This is a genomic window from Paenibacillus sp. PCH8 (assembly GCF_002968835.1).
Taxonomy (GTDB): Bacteria; Bacillota; Bacilli; order Paenibacillales; family Paenibacillaceae; genus Paenibacillus.
This window is the reverse complement of the sequence record NZ_PKQK01000005.1, coordinates 193,549-212,068: the sequence shown is the minus strand read 5'-3', so window position 1 is coordinate 212,068 and position 18,520 is coordinate 193,549. Positions and strand designations below refer to the sequence as shown.

The following is an 18,520-nucleotide window of genomic DNA, read 5'->3' as shown; positions in this document are numbered from 1 at the left end:
TTGTGTACATGCCAGCTATTTCCTGCTCTACTTCGAGTGAAGCAGGGCAATAGGATAAGCAATTCCATCATAACAGATTTAGGTGGATCGGGTAAAAAAAGCTCATCTCATTTTGACATTCGTGCTTGTGCGCATTAAGATGGAACTCTAAAAGCTTTTATTTAAATTGAATGACATGAAATCGATGACAGGGATAAGTAGGCCAAGAGAATTCTCTCCAGAAAGCCGGTGGTTGATGTGAACCGGTGTGAACTCTTTACCGAATGGACCCTTGAGTGTAGATTTGAACAGGCATCGCCAGAGATGGGCTGCCCCACTAGAATCTGCCGGATAATCCACGTTACGGAACAATGAAGGCATTTCTTCTGCTTGACTTGATTCAGGTCAAGGGCAATTGAAGAAAAGCGAATATAAGGGTGGCACCACGGTCTCACGTCCCTTGCGGATGTGGGGCCTTTTTGCGTTCGCAGAGAATGGCGGGAGCTTTATAATATACCAATCAGGGAGGCGTCATGTGAAATGAAAACAGTACTTTCAGGAATTCAACCAAGCGGTAAGCTCACATTGGGCAACTATATTGGTGCAATCAAAAACTTTGTAAAACTCCAGCATGACTATAAGTGCCATTTCATGGTGGTTGATCTGCATGCGATTACCGTGGCACAGGAACCAGCAGCACTGCGTGAGCAGTCTGAAGCCGTAGCAGCTCTGTTCATTGCAGCAGGAATAGATCCGTCGAAATCGAATGTGTTTCTGCAATCCCATGTGCCACAGCACGCGGAATTGGGCTGGTTGATGACTACGCTGACTTCTATGGGTGAACTTGAACGCATGACCCAGTTTAAGGATAAATCAGCGGGTAAAGATTCCGTTGGTGCCGGACTTTTCGTATATCCATCATTGATGGCTGCTGATATTTTGTTGTACAATGCTGACCTTGTGCCGGTAGGAGAGGATCAGAAGCAACATCTGGAACTGACGCGTGATTTGGCAGGGCGCTTTAACCACCGTTATGGGGAGTATTTCACCATTCCAGATCCGTATATTCCACAAGTGGGTGCGCGGGTCATGTCGCTCGACGATGCCTCGTCGAAGATGAGCAAAAGTAATCCCAATGCAGGTAGCTATATTGCACTACTGGACCCGCCGGATGTTATTCGCAAAAAAATCAGCCGTGCCACAACGGATTCTGGTCGCGAAGTCGTATACGATCCTGCGAACAAACCGGAAGTCAGCAACCTCATGAGTATCTATGCAGAATGTGCAGGGCTTACGCTAAAAGAAGTGGCAGAACGGTATGAAGGTAAAATGTATGGTCCGTTCAAAAAAGAACTGGCTGAAGTAGTGGTATCTGTAATCGAACCTCTGCAGCAGCGGTATCAGGAGATTCGCGAGTCTGGCGAACTCATGGATGTGCTGGAGACGTCAGCCCGCCGCGCAGAAGAGGCCGCATCCCAAACGCTGGATGCAGTGAAAGAGCGTATGGGGTTTGTTCCTAGACGCAAGTAAACATTAGTAATCGTGAGCGGTTTAACTACAATTAACGTAATGAATGGTTAATATGAATAAAGGGTTGTCTCAAAAGCCCTTCAAAAGAATATGGGTGAAAACCCATAACATCCACGCATGAAAAAGGGACGAAGCAGAGATTCATTCTGCCTTGTCCCTTTCGTGTTTTGTTGTTAAAACTTTTGGAAGAGCCGCTTTTCATTCTTTTTTTTATGAAGATTCAGCCAAAGTTACGCCATGCGCCTGTTTAAGAGGCGGACTCTGAAGTTGAAGCTGCGCGACCTTCCTGACGCTCTTTCTTGGCACGAATGACAAATCCCCAGCCGATATTGGCAATGGACAGGACAAACAGCAGGGAGGCCAACCAACCGGAGTAGGAGATCATAATCGCCGTAACCGCTAACAAAATAATCGAAGAGAATGCAAACCATAAGGATAAACCCTTGCTCATTGGGAAAAACCTCCATCTACAAATTTAATGAAATCCCGTATAACCTGAAGCGTGCGAGCCATAATAATCTTGCAAGCTTGCAATACATTACAGACACAGATTGAAAGGAGATTATAAAATATGGCTCAAGGATCTCGTTCTTCAAACAACTTGGTGGTACCTCAAGCGACCGCAGCACTGCAACAATTGAAAATGGAGGCTGCACAGGAACTGGGTGTAACTATCCCTCAAGACGGTTACTATGGTAACTACACTTCCCGTGAGACAGGATCTCTGGGTGGGTATATCACCAAACGTCTGGTGCAAATCGCTGAGCAGTCTCTGGCTGGGTCTGGCAAATAATTTATCTTAACCAAACAAGCAACAAAACAGAAAGCCCGGAGCGGAAACGCTCCGGGCTTTCTCGCGCATCAGTTCCTATGTCTGATTGTGCCTTGCCATACTCACTACGTCAAGGGCGCGCGGATAAAAGTTTTTTATCCATCTTCTCATCGCTTAACCAGCCCACATACGTATCGACTGTTTCGAAATTCCGATCCATTACCACTACAGCGACAAATGGATATTGTTTCCGGTGTCGATAACGTACGTCTGCCCAGCGAACCTTATAACCGGCAGGCAATTCCTCTACCTCAGCCACGGCGTATGAAGTGAAGTACAGGAATGCACTGACTTCGGGCGATTTGCGTGAAGCAGCAACGGCCGCATGTGTGGAAGACGAGGCGTGCAGACTCCATGCCAGGTTGGACCCGTCCATTTTGCCGATCTCATAACTGCCATCTTCAACTTTTTTAACCACATGCCAGCGATTCCAGGAAATTGTCGGAATGACGATATAGCTTGGATGACCCGAACTCTTGTCGAGTCGTTTGACCTTGCTGACTGCCAGCGCACGCGCAATCGTCCGCCATACATAATATAAACCAGTCAAGATATACAACGTAACGAATAGTGGTGCAGGGGCGATCAGATCGAAGGCCCATAACAGGATCGCCACGACATGCGTGGTGAATAGAAATGGATCAAAAATATGAATGATGTTCCAGGCGATCCAGCGTTCCGTAAAAGGCCGGGCTGCCTGGGTCCCATAGGTATTGAACAGATCAGTGAATACATGAACGCCTACGGCTACAGCAGTCCAGGTAGCTACGTGCCCGATGGGGACTCCCGGGAAAATCAGTGCAATAACGCCAGTAATGAGCAGAACCCATAACAGGAGAAATGGCAGTGAGTGTGATAAGCCCCGATGATTCCGAATATAGAGCGAATTACTTTTGAGACGTAGTGCAGTATCGATGTCAGGAGCCTGGGAACCAGCGATCGTGCCCACCATTACTGCAGCTGCAAGCATGGGATTTGACCCGACGACAGGATCGACATAAGCCAGACCGGCCAATCCAATCCCCATGACAAAATGTGTAGAGGTATCCATAAACGTCTCCTTTGTGTGGTGTATCGTTCTAAGGCATAATACTTCTGTATCTAGGTGATACCCATATATAGTGTATAATATCCACCTGTCAGGATGCAAAACATCCCTAAATTCAAGGTTATGACAATAATAAGTATTATACCCAACAAATGTACGAAGTTTGTCAAACTATTTCAGCAATTCCTATGATAAACTTTATGTCGGATACATAAGGGGGAATTCGCCAGAGATTGCCTAGCTAGATTCCTGAAAAATAAATTCATGGGCATTATGTCGTCGAACCGTTACAATAATATAGAATCTCATAAAAAGTAGGTTTCTTTGAATACATATGTCACATGGCATGGGTTAAGCGAAATGAAAGTGTATTTTTGGGTTCAAATATGTATGCGTATTCATAAGAGAGCGTTTAGAAAGGGACGAAGATGATGTTAAAAAAGTACAAATGGACATGGATGCTATTGGGGCTTGCATTGATCATGGCTGTGTATCTGATGTGGGGCACCGTATTTGCCAGTAAGGAAAAATTACCCGAGATCAGGGAGATCCAATCCTTTTCCATGGAAAATGTAGATGGCAGTACCGTAACACTGGAGGATACGCAAGGGAAAGTCCGTTTGTTCTACTTTTATTTCACCAGTTGCCCGGATGTCTGCCCGATTACAACATTTACGTTATCCCAAGTGCAGGATCTGTTGAAAGAGGACGATACGTTTGGCAAAGATGTCTCGTTTGTATCCATTTCATTTGACCCGAAAGTCGATACAAGAGAGAAGATTAAGACGTTCGCGGACCGCTTTCATGCGGATTATTCCGGATGGTACTTCTTGCGAGGGGATATGGACAAAACGAAGCAGCTCGCCAAAGAATCATTCCAGATCCTTATTGATGGGGAGAACAAGGACAATTTTGCCCATATGAATATGATTGGGCTAGTGGACCAGAACAATCAGCTGCGCAAGGTATATAATGCGTTCAATACAGAGGACGTGGTGCCTGCTGTTATTGTCGAGGATATTCGTAATCTGATCAACGAATGATAATCTGCTCTAAAACAGTAAAGGCAGCCTTCAGGGGATAAATCAACCCAGAGACTGCCTTTTTTGTTGTTTCCTTTTAGTAGGAGGGATGTTCGGGATATTGGATGTAGGTCTCTAACCCGGCTTTCTCAAGCTGGGCAATGATATACTCATCAGGTGTTCCTTCCACACCCGCATATCCTCGTCGTGTATACATCTGTACTGCATCCGGGAAAGCATCCCTAAGCACACCTCTGATTTTTTTGCCTGAACTGTCATTATCCATGAATAAAAAGACTTCATCATAGCCGACCTGCTTGCGCAGTGTCTCCAGCTTGAGTGAATTAAGTGTTCCGAACGTACATAGAATGTTGATCTCGGGTCCCACCAGACGTTTAAGTTTGCTTCGGTCATTCTTACCTTCCACAATGACATGAATAGGCATGATATTCACCTCTTGTTCGAGAGCTTATGTCGACATTCCCCGGGAAATGTTGCAGCGAAAATCGACTAATTATATAAAATGGACTCCTTTCTTTACACTGTTCACCACGCGGACAGGAGCACCTCTGATTTCTAAATTCTTTTTCACATACATCAGGAATTAATTCTGATCAGAAGTGGCCGTTACGGTTACGGATCGTTCCTTCGATCGCTGTTGTCTCCAAATTTCTGATTGAATTTTTATAGGTTGAAATATGGAGACAAAGGCGAACGCTATCGCTTCTTCAAAATCGATTCCGTCCCCTTTACTACTTCTAATGATCGTCCATACCTAATGATGATATTTAAGAAAAAGATGAAATCTTGAAGACGGCGCTTATCATCCCTGAGCCGCTCCGTTCGTGTGTAAAACATCAGTCCATTTTATATAGTTTAGCTGTAAATGGGGGAATGATGCAAAGCTAATGAAAATACTGGCCTAATTGCTGTCATAACAGTAAGGATACAGAGACTGATCGAAATTTAATGTAGTATACTTTTCGGATCGGACAGGGAAGCTTCGCGTCTGGATGTATAGTATGGAAGCAGCAGCATACCAATCATTAACAAAACAAAGGCGATGAAATAGGGTGATAACCCAACACGCAGTTGCCCGGCTGTGATGGGGCCGATGAAAGAACCAATAGAGGTGGCGATGGATTGCAGCGAGAAAATTCGTCCCAGCTTGCTACCTCCGCTCAAGCGGATAAAGAGGGTGGCCATTGCTGGGAAGATGATGCCTTTGGACATTCCGAGTACAAATAATACGGTAGACAACGGAATCTGTGGAATAGCCGCCATGACAAAAAAACTCAGGGACATCAGCAGCACGCCCGCAACCAAACGTAGTTTGGGTGAATACCGATTGAGAAACAGCATGCTGAGCGTGAAGAGGGCCCCGATACTGATGATGGAGAACAGTAGTCCAGTAGACATCATGGATGAATGTCCTCCTCCTCGCAGGGGCAATTCAAAGAAGAGAATCCCTTGAGCACAGGCAATGACCAAAGGCAGGGCGAAGTATCGCCAGGATACGGGTATGAACGTTTTGGTCGAAGTGGCTGGTGAAGGTTCAGGCTTGGCAGGTTCAGTCACTCTCTCCGGTTGCTGAACGAGGCCACGAGGCATCGTCATGAAAGCAATGACCCCTGTGAGAAGGAGCAAATAGCCCAGGCTTGAGAAGGTAGCCGAGAATCCCATGGAGCCAACGATAATCGCTCCGGCTGCTGGAGATACAACAGAGGCCAATGTGTGCACGACACCATGACCTGACATATACTTCCCCTGCTTCACCGGATCGCTGGATAATTGGGCAAGTAGGGCGAGACATGCAGGAGACAGGAAGGCAAGCACAAAACCGCTGATGGAACGCAGAGCCAGCAGTTGCCAAGGCGTATGGACATGGGCTTGCAAGAGCAGGATGAATCCTGCCCCAAGCAGACTGAATACAATATAGCGGCGACTGCCATGTTTATCAATTTGCGTTCCGGCAATCAGATTGCCGGGAAGATGTGTTAATGAATAGATGCCCATCATCCAGCCAATGAAGGTAGGAGCGGCTCCGAGCGAGATGGCAAAAGGGGTTAGAATGGGATACTGAGCGTGCAAATCAAATACGGCAAGGAACAAAAACAGGTATAGCCAGATGGCTGTTTTCACATAAGCCCCTCCTTGTTAAGCGATGCATGTTCGAACTACAGGTCTAGAACATGTTCCCGTTCGCCCGGCAGAACCTCATGGTACTACTTGTACGCCCGGCAGGACGAACTTAGACCGTTTATTTTTCGGAGAGAGGGCTTAGCTGACAGCAGGTTCGGAAATCATGTATAATATTCGGGAAGTGTTACGAATGAACTCTAATACGGAAGGTGTAGTCATGAACATAGAAGTAATCAAAGAGTTTGTGATGCAGAACTGGCTGGTGATTGTGGTTGCGTTGATCATTTTGTTCTTTGTTCTGAATGTGGTCAAAACCGTGTTGAAATGGGCGATTGCCATCATCATTATTGCGGCTCTACTGATATACAGCGGCATCTCCATGGATCAAATCAAGCAGACCGTTACTGATGTGCAGTCTAGTACGATGGACACATTGAAAAAGGAAGCGACCAGCATGATGCTGAAGGAAGCTTCCAAAGCGACATACGTCACGGGACAGGATGGAGCGTTTACCATTACAAGTCCCAATGTTGAAATTAAAGGAAGAAACCAATCGAATAAAGTCGATGTGATCTTCCGCGGGGTTTCACTTGGCGAATGGAAACTCGACAATGAAACGATACGTACGTTTGTCGAACAGGCACAGGAGAACAAGACAGCACCAGCATCGTAGTAAAGGGGGAATCAGTTCGTGCTGCAGAATTGGCTGGACAGCCTGAAGGAGTTCAACGGCATCACGATTATGCTGTTGCTGATTGTAGCTGCTTCTTTATTGCAGGGATGGTCCAGAGGGGCTTCACGATCCGCGGGAAGGCTCTTTGGCTTCCTGATGGATGGTATTATGGCGGTGATCGGTATTCTGTTGTCCATCGGTTTAACGCTGTGGCTTGCGCCATATGTGCAGCAGTGGCTGTCTGAGCATGCTTCAGCCATGCCTAACCGTGAGCTGAGCCGGTGGGAACAGATGTATTATACGTTGGTTACAGCCATTGCAGATTTTCCGCTGATGCGGTTTGCCGTGTTATTTGTGCTTAGCTATGGAATCATCCGATTGATTCTCGGACTGTTCTCTTCATTTATGTTTAGTAGAAGACAAGGGGGAGCCGAGGAAAGTGCCCCCAAAGGCATGATTAGCCGAGTAACAGGTGCGTTGATTGGCACGATTATAGGTTCAGTGCGTGGAATGATTGTCATTGCGGTGCTGTTCATGATTGTCAGTCTCTATCCAGGTAGCATGTTTAGCCGATATGTGGAGGCATCTCCCATCTATATGCAAGGAGCCAAATCGGTTATTGAACCATTGTCTGGAACATTGATCAAGGACAAGCTTCCTGTATTTACGCAGGCGGTTCAGAAGGAACTGGGCGGCATTCTGCAACGAAAGTATGAAGTTATTGACCATAGTATTCCGGCAGATATTGAATCTGCGGCAAGTGAGATTGTGAAAGGCCAATCGACAGAAGAAGCCAAAGCAAGGGCACTGTACGACTGGGTAGGTTCCCGTATTCAATATGACTATGGCAAAGTGGATGACTATGAGCAAAAGGGAATCTGGCATGAACAGACGCCGCAGAATACATTTGATACACGCACTGGGGTATGTATTGATTATGCCCGTCTATATGCGGTTATGGCTCGTTCACAGGGCCTGGAAGTAAAGGTCGTAACAGGTCTGGGGTATAACGGTCAGGGAGGTTACGGCCCGCATGCATGGAATGAAATTTATTTAAGTGATTCCGAGAGCTGGATTCCGCTTGACCCGACATGGGCGATCAGTGGAGACTGGTTTAATCCTCCGAACTTTGCCGACACCCATCTGAAAGATCAGACAGCTTAGCACTACGCCGGATATGGGCCGGGAATATGACGAAGTTATCAGGTTAGCATACCAGAACGATGTGATTCGAACGGTATGCATCAAGTCATGAAAGAGGTAGGATGGATGAACAATCATTCAAAAGAGAAGGATGAACTAACGGACAAACGGCGTTTCAGTTACCGAATGAACGTATTTTTCTTCGCTTCCTTTGTTATTTTTAGCGTTATTATTGTACGTTTGGCGTTTTTGCAATTTGTGGAAGGCCCTGAACTCAGTCAGGAAGAAGCAAGCAACATCACCAAGGATGTGCCTCTCCCTCCTGTGAGGGGAACGATCTACGATTCCACAGGTGAGGTGAAGCTGGCTTATTCCAAGCCAATACAATCCCTGTACCTGACGTTGTATAAAAACTATGGAGATGTGGACGGGCAGCCGAATCCGAATATAGCTGAAGTACAGGACATGGCAACCCGGTTGCATGATGTGTTTGAACAGTACAAGCTGAAGGAATCAGAGCCACTTACGGTGGAGCAGATTATCGAAGAGATGGACTTGAATTCACGTAAGGCGAACGGATTTATGCCGCGTCTCATCAAGAGCGATCTGTCTGAGGGTGAGGTAGCTTACTTCCTGCAACATAAGGATGAATTCAAAGGCATTCAGGTCGTTGAGGAGAGTGTACGATTCTATGATCCCGATACCGTTGCGGTCCAGACGATTGGTTATTTGAAGAAATTCAAAAGTTCGAAAACCTTGAACAAGTATAAAGAGGTGGACGAGGCCAATAAAAAGCAGACTGATCCTGGCCTGGTGTATACAGAGAATGAATTTGTTGGTTTTGACGGACTGGAACTGCAATATCAGGATGTTCTGCGTGGTAAAAGTGGATATACGTCCGTTGATGTTGATTTGCGAAACTTGCCTGAAGGTGTGGCAGGCTCTACCCCACCGGAGAAAGGGTATGACTTGATTTCCAGCATCAACAAGAACGTGCAGGTGAAAACGGAGCAGGCCATCTTGGATCAGTTGAGCTGGCTTCATCGGAATCCGGTATCCGGCAGATTGCATCCGAATGCGAAGACGGGATTTGCCGTGGCGATGGAAGTTGATACGGGGAAAATTGTATCTGCTGCGAGTTTGCCTGACTACGACACCAATGTGTGGAGAACAGGCGGTATTAGCAATGAAGAGTACGATAAAATTAAATATATTTATCAGAATGGTACGATTCGAGGTTTCCCGCCGGATGAATCAGGTAAACGTGCAGAATCCGTCGTATTGCTCGGCTCAACGATTAAACCGCTCAGTGTATTGATCGGTTTGAAGGAAGGATTCTTTACGACCAATACCGTATATTCGGATAGAGGTTCAACGACCTTCGGTGGAGACAACCGCAGAGTGCAGAACTCATCGGGCCATGTGTATGGCGCATTGCGTCCGCATGATGCGATTCGTCATTCCTCTAACGTGTTCATGATCGATGAAATTGGGAAGAAGCTATACTCGAAGTATGGCGCAGAGGGAATTGGCGTATGGGATAAGTACATGGAGCAATTCGGTCTTGGTGTGTCTACAGGAGTAGACTTGCCCAATGAGAAGTCTGGTCTCAAAGAATATGAGAATAAATTGGAAAGTTCTTTAACACGTCTGGTATATGCCTCCTTTGGACAGCAAGGGAAATATACAACGATGCAGTTAGCACAGTATACGACCATGCTTGCGAACAAAGGGAAACGGATGGAACCACAACTGGTTAGCGAGTTCCGGGATTCGGAAGGCAACGTGGTTAAGAAAGTTAAACCGAAGGTACTCAGTACGGTCGAATTTAACGATGCTTACTGGAATGAAGTGCAACGAGGCATGGCAACCGAGGTCTCGGCATTTAGCGGTTTTCCTTATGATTTTGCTAGAAAAACAGGGACATCGACGCAACTCGTCGGCGGTAAACTGGTGGATAACGGGGTGTTTATCGCCTATGCACCACGTAATAATCCTAAGCTTGCTGTCGCTGTGGTTATCCCCGAAGGGGGCTTTGGTTCGAGCAGTGCCGCTCCGGTTGCACGTGCGATCTTCGATGCCTATGACGAGGAATTTGGTCTCGACGGTGTACCGAAAAAAGACAAAAATAAAGATTCAGAATCGGAATCAGGCACACAGTGATGTGCGGCATTGGTTACAGAGAGGACCCTTTGGGTCCTTTTTTTTGTATTCACGCAGAGAACGGATCGTGGAAGTGAACTAATTAATTGCATTAATGTGTAACCAAATGAGCTGTACCACGTTTATAAAGGAGAAGGGTAAACGCTGTTGGAAGAACGGGATAGAATTTATATGTCAGTGTTTACATTGGAATCGGTAGATTGGTTAATGTAACGGTTCTGTTTACGAAAATGTAACCAAAAATTGAAAGACGTGACAGCTAAGCTTTGGTAGACTTGGTTGAGAGATGATTAAATATCGGATTGAACACGTGCACAATACAGATAGGACATTATTTTTATAGAGGAACGGGAGAGACTTGAAAATATGTTTAACCGATTGAAAAAGAAATCCATGACTGAGGAAGACACACCCGTCAACAAGCCTTCAGGCGCAAGGCTGAATCTGTTTTTTTTCGCGGCATTTGTGATATTCAGCATCCTTATTTTCAGATTGGCCTTTGTGCAATTTGTGGAGGGTCCTGAACTGACGTATATGGAAACGAGTCGAAATACCAAAGACATTCCCCTTGCACCTGTTCGGGGTCCCATCTATGATGCGACAGGGGAAGTAGCACTTGCCTATTCAGAACCTGTACAGTCCCTGTATGTGTTGTTGTATGAGGATTATCGGAATGATGAACGCAGACAGGAAGCGGAGGAACTGGCTCATGATCTAGCCGCTGTGTTCAAACAGTTTAATCCAGGGGACAAGGAGCAACCGGATGGAGAGGAGATTATCAAACGACTGGATCTGGATTATCAGAAAACATTCGGCTATGTGCCCAGGCTGGTGAAGTCGGATCTGTCGACCAAAGAAATTGCGTTCTTTATGGAGAAAAAAGCAGAATATCCGGGCGTTATGGTGCTGGAAGAGAACATAAGAAAATATGACCCGGATGGGGTAGCCGTTCAAGTGGTCGGGTATACAAGAGAGTTCAAGCGAGCACCAGATAGCCTTGTCAAATACAAAGCCATCCGTGAGGGGGCAAGTACCCAGCGTGATCCTGGACTTGTATACCATGAGGAGGAGAAGGTTGGCTTCGATGGGCTGGAGCTGCAATATCAGGAAGAACTTCGTGGACGTAGCGGATATCAGTCCATTGATATTGATGCACGTAATCTGCCAGATGGAACGATGCTACAGACTCCACCGGAGAAAGGTTACAGTCTAGTCTCCACAATCAATAAGGAAATTCAGATGGCTGCACAAGAGGCGATAACGGATGAATTGCGCAGGCTTCCAAAGGCGATTACGGGATACGCAGTAGCCATGGAAGTAGATACGGGAAATATAGTGGCCATGGCGAGTATGCCCGATTATGATCCGAACGATTGGGATTATGACAAAATCAAGTATGTGTTTCGGAATGGAACCACGGAGTCGTTCCCACCGAATGATGCTAAGCCTAGTCGTGCCGAATCCGTAGTACTTCTTGGATCGGTTATCAAACCGCTAAGTGTGCTGATCGGATTGAAAGAGGGACTATTTACAGCCGGACAAACCTATCATGATCAGGGATATGCCATTCTGGGGAAAGACGGACGACAAGTGAAGAACTCGCATTCTGCTTATAATGGTTCTATTACGGCGAGAAGAGCAATCGAGAAATCCTCGAATGCGTTCATGATCGATATGGTGGGTAAACGTTTGTTAAGCAAATATGGCTCAGAAAAAGGCATCGATGTCTGGCACAAATACATGCAGGGTTTCGGTTTGGGTGTGTCCACTGGTGTAGATCTGCCTAATGAATTTCTGGGTAGGCTAGAATATACTAATAAAGACGAATCGGCTCTAACACGTTTGGCATTTGCCTCTTTTGGGCAGCAAGCCAAGTACACTACGATGCAACTCGCACAATACACCACGATGCTTGCCAATAAAGGCAAACGGATGGAGCCTCACTTAGTGAAGGAAATCCGTGATGCGGATGGCAATGTGGTGAAAGCGATCAAGCCTAAGGTACTCAATGAAGTTGATTTCGCCGATGCATACTGGAATGAAGTTCATAAAGGTATGGTCACTAAAGTAAGTGCATTTGACGGGTTCCCGTACGACTATGCTCGAAAGACAGGAACATCAGAGCAGGGTACAGGGCCAAATAAAAAGGAAAACGGTGTGTTTATTGCCTTTGCACCACGGGATAATCCGAAGCTAGCTGTAGCTGTCGTTGTACCTGAAGGTGGTTTCGGGTCAGTCAGTGCTTCGCCAATTGCACGGAAAATTTTCGATGCATATGATGAAGTATATGGTCTCGATGGAACACCAAAAGGGAAGAAAGACGGAGGGAAAGACAAGGAGTAATGTAAAAGAAACGAGGCAGATGTAGCTCTTATAACATCATATCCAACAGGTTAATGAAGTGAATAACATATGAATCTGGACAGGCAGGGGAAATTATCCCTTGCCTTTTTTTTTAGCTTCGGATAAAATTTGCACAAGGGAAACATTATTAGACTTGGTTAAAATTAAATACCTTGTACAACAAAATTAGATGTGGACAAATATTTTAGGTGAGGGAAAGGAGAGGTTTGGATTGTTGATGGTGAAAATGAGGAGTATTCAAAGAGGATTCATTACGCTTGCGGCTCTGGTTCTGGTAATCGTGCTTGCTGCTTGCTCAAGCAATGGGGAGACAGGCAGTAGCGGCAAAGTACAAGTAACAGCTACAACGGGTATGATTGCAGACGTAGCACGTGAGGTGGGCGGGGCATATGTTGATGTTACCGGGCTGATGGGCCCGGGTGTTGACCCCCACTTGTACAAGGCGTCCCAAGGGGATATTCGCAAGTTGGAGAAAGCGAAAGTCATTTTCTATAATGGACTGCATCTCGAAGGCAAGATGACAGACATCTTGGAGAAAATGTCCAACAGTAAGTTGGTTACAGCCGTTACTGAGAATATTCCAGTCGAGGAATTGCACTCAGGGAAAGATACAGGCGGCACGGAATATGATCCACACGTCTGGTTTAACGTCAGCCACTGGATGCATGCGGCAGAAGCTGTACGTGATACGCTGGTTGAAGCAGATCCAGAACATGCCGAAGATTACAATGCACAGGCGGAGGCGTATCTGGCGAAGCTGGAAGCTCTGGATGCCGAGGTACGAGAGAAGATCCTGGAGATTCCGGAGGCAAGCCGGGTATTGGTCACGGCGCATGATGCATTTGGATACTTCGGTCAAGCTTATGGGATGAAAGTGATGGGGCTTCAGGGCATCAGCACTGCCGCGGAGTACGGTGCGAAGGATGTTAGCGAACTGCGGGATTATCTCGTAGATAATCATATCAAAGCCGTATTTGTTGAATCAAGTGTACCTGCGAAGGCGATGGAAGCCATTATTGCCGGAGCAGCTCAAAAAGGGCATACAGTCAAGATTGGCGGAGAACTGTTCTCGGATGCCATGGGTGCGGAAGGAACAGAAGAGGGCACATACATCGGTATGATTCGTCACAATGTGGAGACGATCGTGGCCGCCTTGAAATAGAAAAACACGTGAAGAGAGGAGTTACATGAATGATGAATGATGCAACCTTATCAGAACAATCTTTTTCCCATTTGAACAACAGTCACTTGCAGGGAACGCAGCCAACATCGGCTCCTCTTAGTGTGAGGGATCTGGCCGTTGCATATCACAAAAAGCCGGTGCTCAGCAGCGTATCCTTCGATATCCCGGAGGGCCAGCTCATCGGTATTCTCGGACCGAATGGTGCAGGGAAATCAACCCTGATCAAAGCCGTTCTGGGACTTGTACCCAAGATGCATGGCGAGGTGCGAATCTTCGGTCAGTCTTACCGTGAACAACGTCGTAGGATCGGATATGTACCACAACGGGAATCAGTGGACTGGGATTTTCCCACTCATGCGCTCGATGTGGTTATGATGGGGCGTTATGGTCATCTGGGCTGGTTCCGTCGTCCGGGGAAAAAGGAACGTGATCTCGCCGCACATTGTCTGGAGCAGGTTGGGATGGGCGATTACATGTACCGCCAGATCAGCCAGCTGTCCGGCGGACAGCAGCAGCGTGTTTTCCTGGCGCGAGCGTTGGTACAAGACGCCGATTTGTATTTCATGGATGAGCCGTTTGCAGGTGTGGATGCCACAACGGAGAAGGCTATCATTTCGCTTTTGGAACAGCTCAAGAAACAAGGCAAAACGGTACTGGTGGTCCACCATGATCTGGCGACGGTGGAGGAATACTTCGACCATGTGTTGCTGCTCAATGGACGACTGGTGGCAGGTGGACCGACAAGCGAAGTGTTTGTACCGGATACCCTGCAAGAGACGTACGGAGGCCGGATTGCGATGATCGGAAGCCGGACGGAGAAAGGCCAGGTGTAGTGCATGTGGAACTGGATTGTCGCCATCTTGTCAGACCCTAATACACGTTGGATATTGCTTGGCTGTCTGTTACTGGGATTCAGTAGTGGAATTATTGGCACCTTCACCTTTCTTCGTAAGCAGAGCCTGATGGGGGATACACTCGCTCATGCAGCTCTGCCCGGGATCTGTATTGCGTTTATGTTAACGGAAACGAAGTCCGTCGGATTATTTCTGTTCGGTGCTCTGGTGGCCGGCATTGTGGCTACGTTTGGAATCTCGTGGATTACACGCTACTCCCGGATCAAGCAGGATGCGGCGATGGGGATTGTGCTGACCGTATTTTTCGGGATTGGTGTAGTCATGCTGACGCGTATCCAACATGGAGCGAGTGGAAGTCAAAGCGGACTGGATAAATATTTGTTTGGGCAGGCGGCATCCATGGTCATGACGGATGTATATGTTATGGGTGGTGTGTGTCTCGTATTACTGATCGCCTGCCTTGCCTGGTTCAAGGAATTCAAACTGGTGAGTTTTGACCCGGGATTTGCACGAGGCATGGGTCTGCCAGTGGCTATGCTGGAGCAGCTGATTCTGCTCTTGACGGTCATCGCCGTAGTTGCTGGAATTCAGGCGGTTGGTGTAGTGCTTGTTGCGGCCTTGCTGGTGACACCTGCAGCAGCGGCGCGCTGCTGGACCGACTCCCTTGCATTCATGGTATTGTTGGCAGGCATATTTGGTGCATTGAGCGGAGCGACAGGTACCATCTTCAGCACGCTTGTGCCGAATCTGCCGACAGGACCTGTAACGGTGCTTGCCGCTACGGTGCTGTTTATCGGATCAGCTTTGCTGGCTCCACGCCGTGGATTGCTGGCTCGACGGTTGCGTAGTATGCAGGCGAAGTCCGCTTATATGCGTGAAGAGCGGGCTACACTCCAGACTCTCGCCGCACAGCGAAACCAGCAGGAACGGGGTGAGATGTAATGGCAACATTTTGGATTATATTAACGGCGGTATTAGTATCTTCAGCCTGTGCCATCCTCGGCTGTTTTCTGATTTTGCGGCGAATGGCACTGGTCGGTGATGCCATCAGTCATGCCGTTCTCCCCGGTATTGCGATTGCATTCCTGTGGAGCGGCTCCAGGGATTCATTGTGGATGCTACTCGGCGCAACGGTGTTTGGATTACTGACGGTATTTTTCATCCAGAGTTTGCAGGCGGGTGGACTATCGTCTGATGCCTCCATCGGGATTGTGTTCACAGCTCTCTTCGCAGTAGGTGTCATTCTAATTAGTCTGAACGCCCAGCATATTGATCTGGATCTGGATTGTGTGTTGTTCGGTGAGATCGCTTATGTCCAGTGGGATACATTAACCCTTGGGGGTACGGATGTCGGACCGAGGGCAGTCTGGATGCTGGGCATCACTTTGTTGGTGATCCTCGTGGTTATCGGACTGTTCTACAAACAGTTCAAGCTATGTGCCTTCGATCCGGCGCTGGCTGCGGCCTGCGGCATTCCGGTAGTATTGTTCCACTATCTGCTCATGGGGCTTGTTTCCATGACGTCCGTGGCTTCTTTTGAAAGTGTAGGGTCCATCCTCGTTGTAGGTATGCTGATTGTACCTGCGGCTACGGCTTATCTGCTTACGGATCGACTGGGCAAAATGATTCTGTATGCCGTTCTAATTGGAGCTGCTTCCTCGGTTGGAGGTTACATCATGGCGTATGCCCTGGATGCTTCGATCGCTGGCTGCATGGTGGCGGTTGCTGGAATTTTATTTGTTCTCGCACTGCTGTTATCTCCAAAACATGGCATTGTATTCCGCTACGCTCGTCGCAAATTCGCGTCACGTTAATCGAATCTCAAGTGCTGTGCAACTGAAATGCAATGTAACATTTAACTACAAGCAAGTTACCAGAGGCCGTCTGCGATGCAGACGGTTTTTTGCGCGTAGTATCCTATCCTTTAACAGAGCAATCTGATGTGGGATATAAAATATATATCTGTAGTAACGTGTCAGGCTTCCGATTCCGGGTTATTTTGTTGCATACGGATGATCTGTGGTAAAATGTCGTTAGCTGTGACGTCCGGAGCGTCCGTTGTTACGGGTGCCGGGCGATCTTGTTGTGAAAGAATGTTTAAAATAGATAAAGAGAACCTTTAAGTTGAACTGGAGAACCATTGTGGAACGGAGAGGGCAGAAAGGACCTAGAGAAACGAAGTGGTCGCGTTTATAACCGGATTTTCTCCATTGTAGATGGAATCAAGAAAATCAGGGGATAACAGCGATCGAAAGGTTTTCTGCCCGCGTAGTGCCTGAATGGATATCCATGAGTTCAATTTGGAGAGAGACAACTTAGGAGGAAATACGGCATGAGTGAACTTAAATACAAACTGCTGGCATTGGACATGGATGGGACATTGCTGAATGATAATCATGAGATAACGCAGGAGACGGCCAAGTGGATTCAGATCGCTATTCGCCGGGGTGTACATGTGTGCCTTTCCACGGGAAGAGCCGTATTCCATGCGATGCCATATGCAGTACAGCTGGGGCTTGAAACACCGATGGTTACAGTAAACGGTAGTGAGGTCTGGAAAGCCCCGCATGATCTGCATATGCGTCATCTGATGGACCCGGCATTGATTCGTCAAATGCAGGAGATTGGTGAGAAATATAATAGCTGGTACTGGGCATACTCCGTGGAAGAACTGTTCAACCGTGATCGCTGGACGGATAATATTGAAAGTCTAGAATGGCTGAAATTCGGATTCAATACCGAAGTGGATGAGGTCCGTCATCAGATCATGATGGAGCTGCAACAGATGGGTGGCTTACAAATGACGAACTCCTCACCGGTCAATATTGAGATTAATCCAGCGGGTATATCCAAAGCAAGCGGGGTAGCAGAAGTCTGCAAGCTGCTGGGCATACAGATGTCCGAAGTGGTAGCCGTTGGAGATAGCCTGAATGATCTGTCCGTCATTGAGGCTGTGGGTCTGGGTGTAGCGATGGGTAATGCCCAGGAGCAGGTGAAGGAAGCGGCAGATTTGGTCATCGCAAGCAACAACGAGGATGGCATCGCTCATCTCATCCGCGAACATATTCTGAAGGGGGAATAACCTTTGCTCGCAACCATTGCCTGGATTTTAATTGTGCTGCTGTTTGCAGTGGGAATGGCTGGAACAGTATATCCCATACTGCCTGGTGCTGTAGCGATTTTCTTCGCGTTTCTGGTTTACGGCTGGTTCTTCAGCTTTGATCCGTTTGGTGTATGGTTCTGGATTATCCAGATTCTGATTGTGGTGGTGCTGTTCGTGGCTGACTATGTCGTCAGTGCATGGGGCGTGAAGAAGTTCGGCGGCTCCAAGCTATCGACAACGCTCAGTACGATTGGCGTAATCATTGGACCATTTGTCATTCCGGCATTCGGACTGGTGTTAGGACCATTTATCGGTGCTTTTATCGGGGAACTGATCGGCGGGTCTTCGCCTTCCAAAGCTTCCAAAGTCGGGTTTGGTTCTGTGGTAGGGCTGTTTACAAGCACGGTGATGAAAATTATTTTGCAGATCGTCATGATTGTTCTGTTTATTATCTGGGTCGTAAGATTCGCATAAAAGTTCGGGA

General features: G+C 47.2%; 17 protein-coding genes and 1 other annotated feature. Of the genes, 13 read left to right on the top strand and 4 right to left on the bottom strand.

Translation table 11 applies throughout. The annotated features are described in order from the left end of the window. The first annotated feature begins 175 nt into the window (after positions 1-175). Positions 176-443 (top strand) — a binding site (T-box leader). A 76-nt stretch (positions 444-519) separates the two neighbouring features. Further along, positions 520-1,509 carry a tryptophan--tRNA ligase gene (trpS, locus tag C0Q44_RS24950; protein WP_105409904.1) on the top strand — a complete coding sequence of 330 codons (990 nt, stop codon included), beginning with the start codon at positions 520-522 and terminating at the stop codon, positions 1,507-1,509. Positions 1,510-1,756: 247 nt separating this feature from the next. On the opposite strand, the gene C0Q44_RS24945 is transcribed toward trpS, so the two are convergent. Next, positions 1,757-1,960 carry a hypothetical protein gene (locus tag C0Q44_RS24945; RefSeq protein WP_105409903.1) on the bottom strand — a complete coding sequence of 68 codons (204 nt, stop codon included), beginning with the start codon at positions 1,958-1,960 and terminating at the stop codon, positions 1,757-1,759. Positions 1,961-2,080: 120 nt separating this feature from the next. On the opposite strand from C0Q44_RS24945, the gene C0Q44_RS24940 reads away from it, so the two are divergent. After that, positions 2,081-2,302 carry an alpha/beta-type small acid-soluble spore protein gene (locus C0Q44_RS24940; RefSeq protein WP_056702318.1) on the top strand — a complete coding sequence of 74 codons (222 nt, stop codon included), beginning with the start codon at positions 2,081-2,083 and terminating at the stop codon, positions 2,300-2,302. A gap of 109 nt (positions 2,303-2,411) precedes the next feature. Here C0Q44_RS24940 and C0Q44_RS24935 read toward each other — a convergent pair whose 3' ends face one another. Continuing rightward, on the bottom strand, positions 2,412-3,392 hold the full coding sequence (locus C0Q44_RS24935) for a metal-dependent hydrolase (RefSeq protein ID WP_105409902.1): 981 nt from the start codon (positions 3,390-3,392) through the stop codon (positions 2,412-2,414). Between the two features lie 428 nt (positions 3,393-3,820). Here C0Q44_RS24935 and C0Q44_RS24930 point away from each other — a divergent pair, with 428 nt between their 5' ends. After that, on the top strand, positions 3,821-4,432 hold the full coding sequence (locus C0Q44_RS24930) for an SCO family protein (RefSeq protein WP_105409901.1): 612 nt from the start codon (positions 3,821-3,823) through the stop codon (positions 4,430-4,432). A gap of 76 nt (positions 4,433-4,508) precedes the next feature. Here C0Q44_RS24930 and C0Q44_RS24925 read toward each other — a convergent pair whose 3' ends face one another. Both C0Q44_RS24925 and C0Q44_RS24920 read right to left on the bottom strand, forming a co-directional pair. Beyond that, positions 4,509-4,856: a toprim domain-containing protein gene (locus C0Q44_RS24925; protein WP_036605733.1), complete on the bottom strand. Its 348-nt coding sequence runs from the start codon at positions 4,854-4,856 to the stop codon at positions 4,509-4,511. Between the two features lie 521 nt (positions 4,857-5,377). Further along, a complete protein-coding gene (locus C0Q44_RS24920; protein ID WP_105409900.1) occupies positions 5,378-6,553 on the bottom strand; it encodes an MFS transporter in 1,176 nt (391 codons plus the stop codon). 190 nt (positions 6,554-6,743) lie between these two features. On the opposite strand from C0Q44_RS24920, the gene C0Q44_RS24915 reads away from it, so the two are divergent. The 10 genes from C0Q44_RS24915 to C0Q44_RS24870 all read left to right on the top strand — a co-directional run bounded on the left by C0Q44_RS24915 (position 6,744) and on the right by C0Q44_RS24870 (position 18,510). Continuing rightward, positions 6,744-7,226, top strand: a complete 483-nt coding sequence (locus C0Q44_RS24915; RefSeq protein WP_181151166.1) for an ATPase — start codon at positions 6,744-6,746, stop codon at positions 7,224-7,226. Between the two features lie 18 nt (positions 7,227-7,244). Then, entirely contained in the window at positions 7,245-8,390 is a 1,146-nt protein-coding gene (locus C0Q44_RS24910; RefSeq protein ID WP_105409899.1) for a transglutaminase domain-containing protein, read from the top strand. A gap of 105 nt (positions 8,391-8,495) precedes the next feature. After that, positions 8,496-10,532: a peptidoglycan D,D-transpeptidase FtsI family protein gene (locus C0Q44_RS24905; RefSeq protein WP_105409898.1), complete on the top strand. Its 2,037-nt coding sequence runs from the start codon at positions 8,496-8,498 to the stop codon at positions 10,530-10,532. A gap of 366 nt (positions 10,533-10,898) precedes the next feature. Further along, the gene (locus C0Q44_RS24900) at positions 10,899-12,875 is read left to right on the top strand and encodes a peptidoglycan D,D-transpeptidase FtsI family protein (RefSeq protein WP_105409897.1); all 1,977 of its coding nucleotides are present in this window, start codon (positions 10,899-10,901) and stop codon (positions 12,873-12,875) included. Between the two features lie 238 nt (positions 12,876-13,113). Continuing rightward, positions 13,114-14,058: a metal ABC transporter solute-binding protein, Zn/Mn family gene (locus C0Q44_RS24895; protein WP_105409970.1), complete on the top strand. Its 945-nt coding sequence runs from the start codon at positions 13,114-13,116 to the stop codon at positions 14,056-14,058. Positions 14,059-14,090: 32 nt separating this feature from the next. Next, positions 14,091-14,912, top strand: coding sequence for a metal ABC transporter ATP-binding protein (locus tag C0Q44_RS24890; protein WP_258166556.1), 822 nt, complete (start codon positions 14,091-14,093; stop codon positions 14,910-14,912). A gap of 3 nt (positions 14,913-14,915) precedes the next feature. Then, positions 14,916-15,875 (top strand): metal ABC transporter permease, encoded by a 960-nt coding sequence (locus C0Q44_RS24885; protein WP_105409896.1) that lies wholly within the window; start codon positions 14,916-14,918, stop codon positions 15,873-15,875. Further along, a complete protein-coding gene (locus C0Q44_RS24880) occupies positions 15,875-16,747 on the top strand; it encodes a metal ABC transporter permease (RefSeq protein WP_105409895.1) in 873 nt (290 codons plus the stop codon). The genes C0Q44_RS24885 and C0Q44_RS24880 overlap by 1 nt, the downstream gene beginning before the upstream one ends. 518 nt (positions 16,748-17,265) lie before the next feature. Continuing rightward, positions 17,266-18,015: a Cof-type HAD-IIB family hydrolase gene (locus tag C0Q44_RS24875; protein WP_105409894.1), complete on the top strand. Its 750-nt coding sequence runs from the start codon at positions 17,266-17,268 to the stop codon at positions 18,013-18,015. Positions 18,016-18,069: 54 nt separating this feature from the next. Next, positions 18,070-18,510 carry a DUF456 domain-containing protein gene (locus C0Q44_RS24870; RefSeq protein WP_047841365.1) on the top strand — a complete coding sequence of 147 codons (441 nt, stop codon included), beginning with the start codon at positions 18,070-18,072 and terminating at the stop codon, positions 18,508-18,510. The last annotated feature ends 10 nt before the right edge of the window (positions 18,511-18,520 follow it).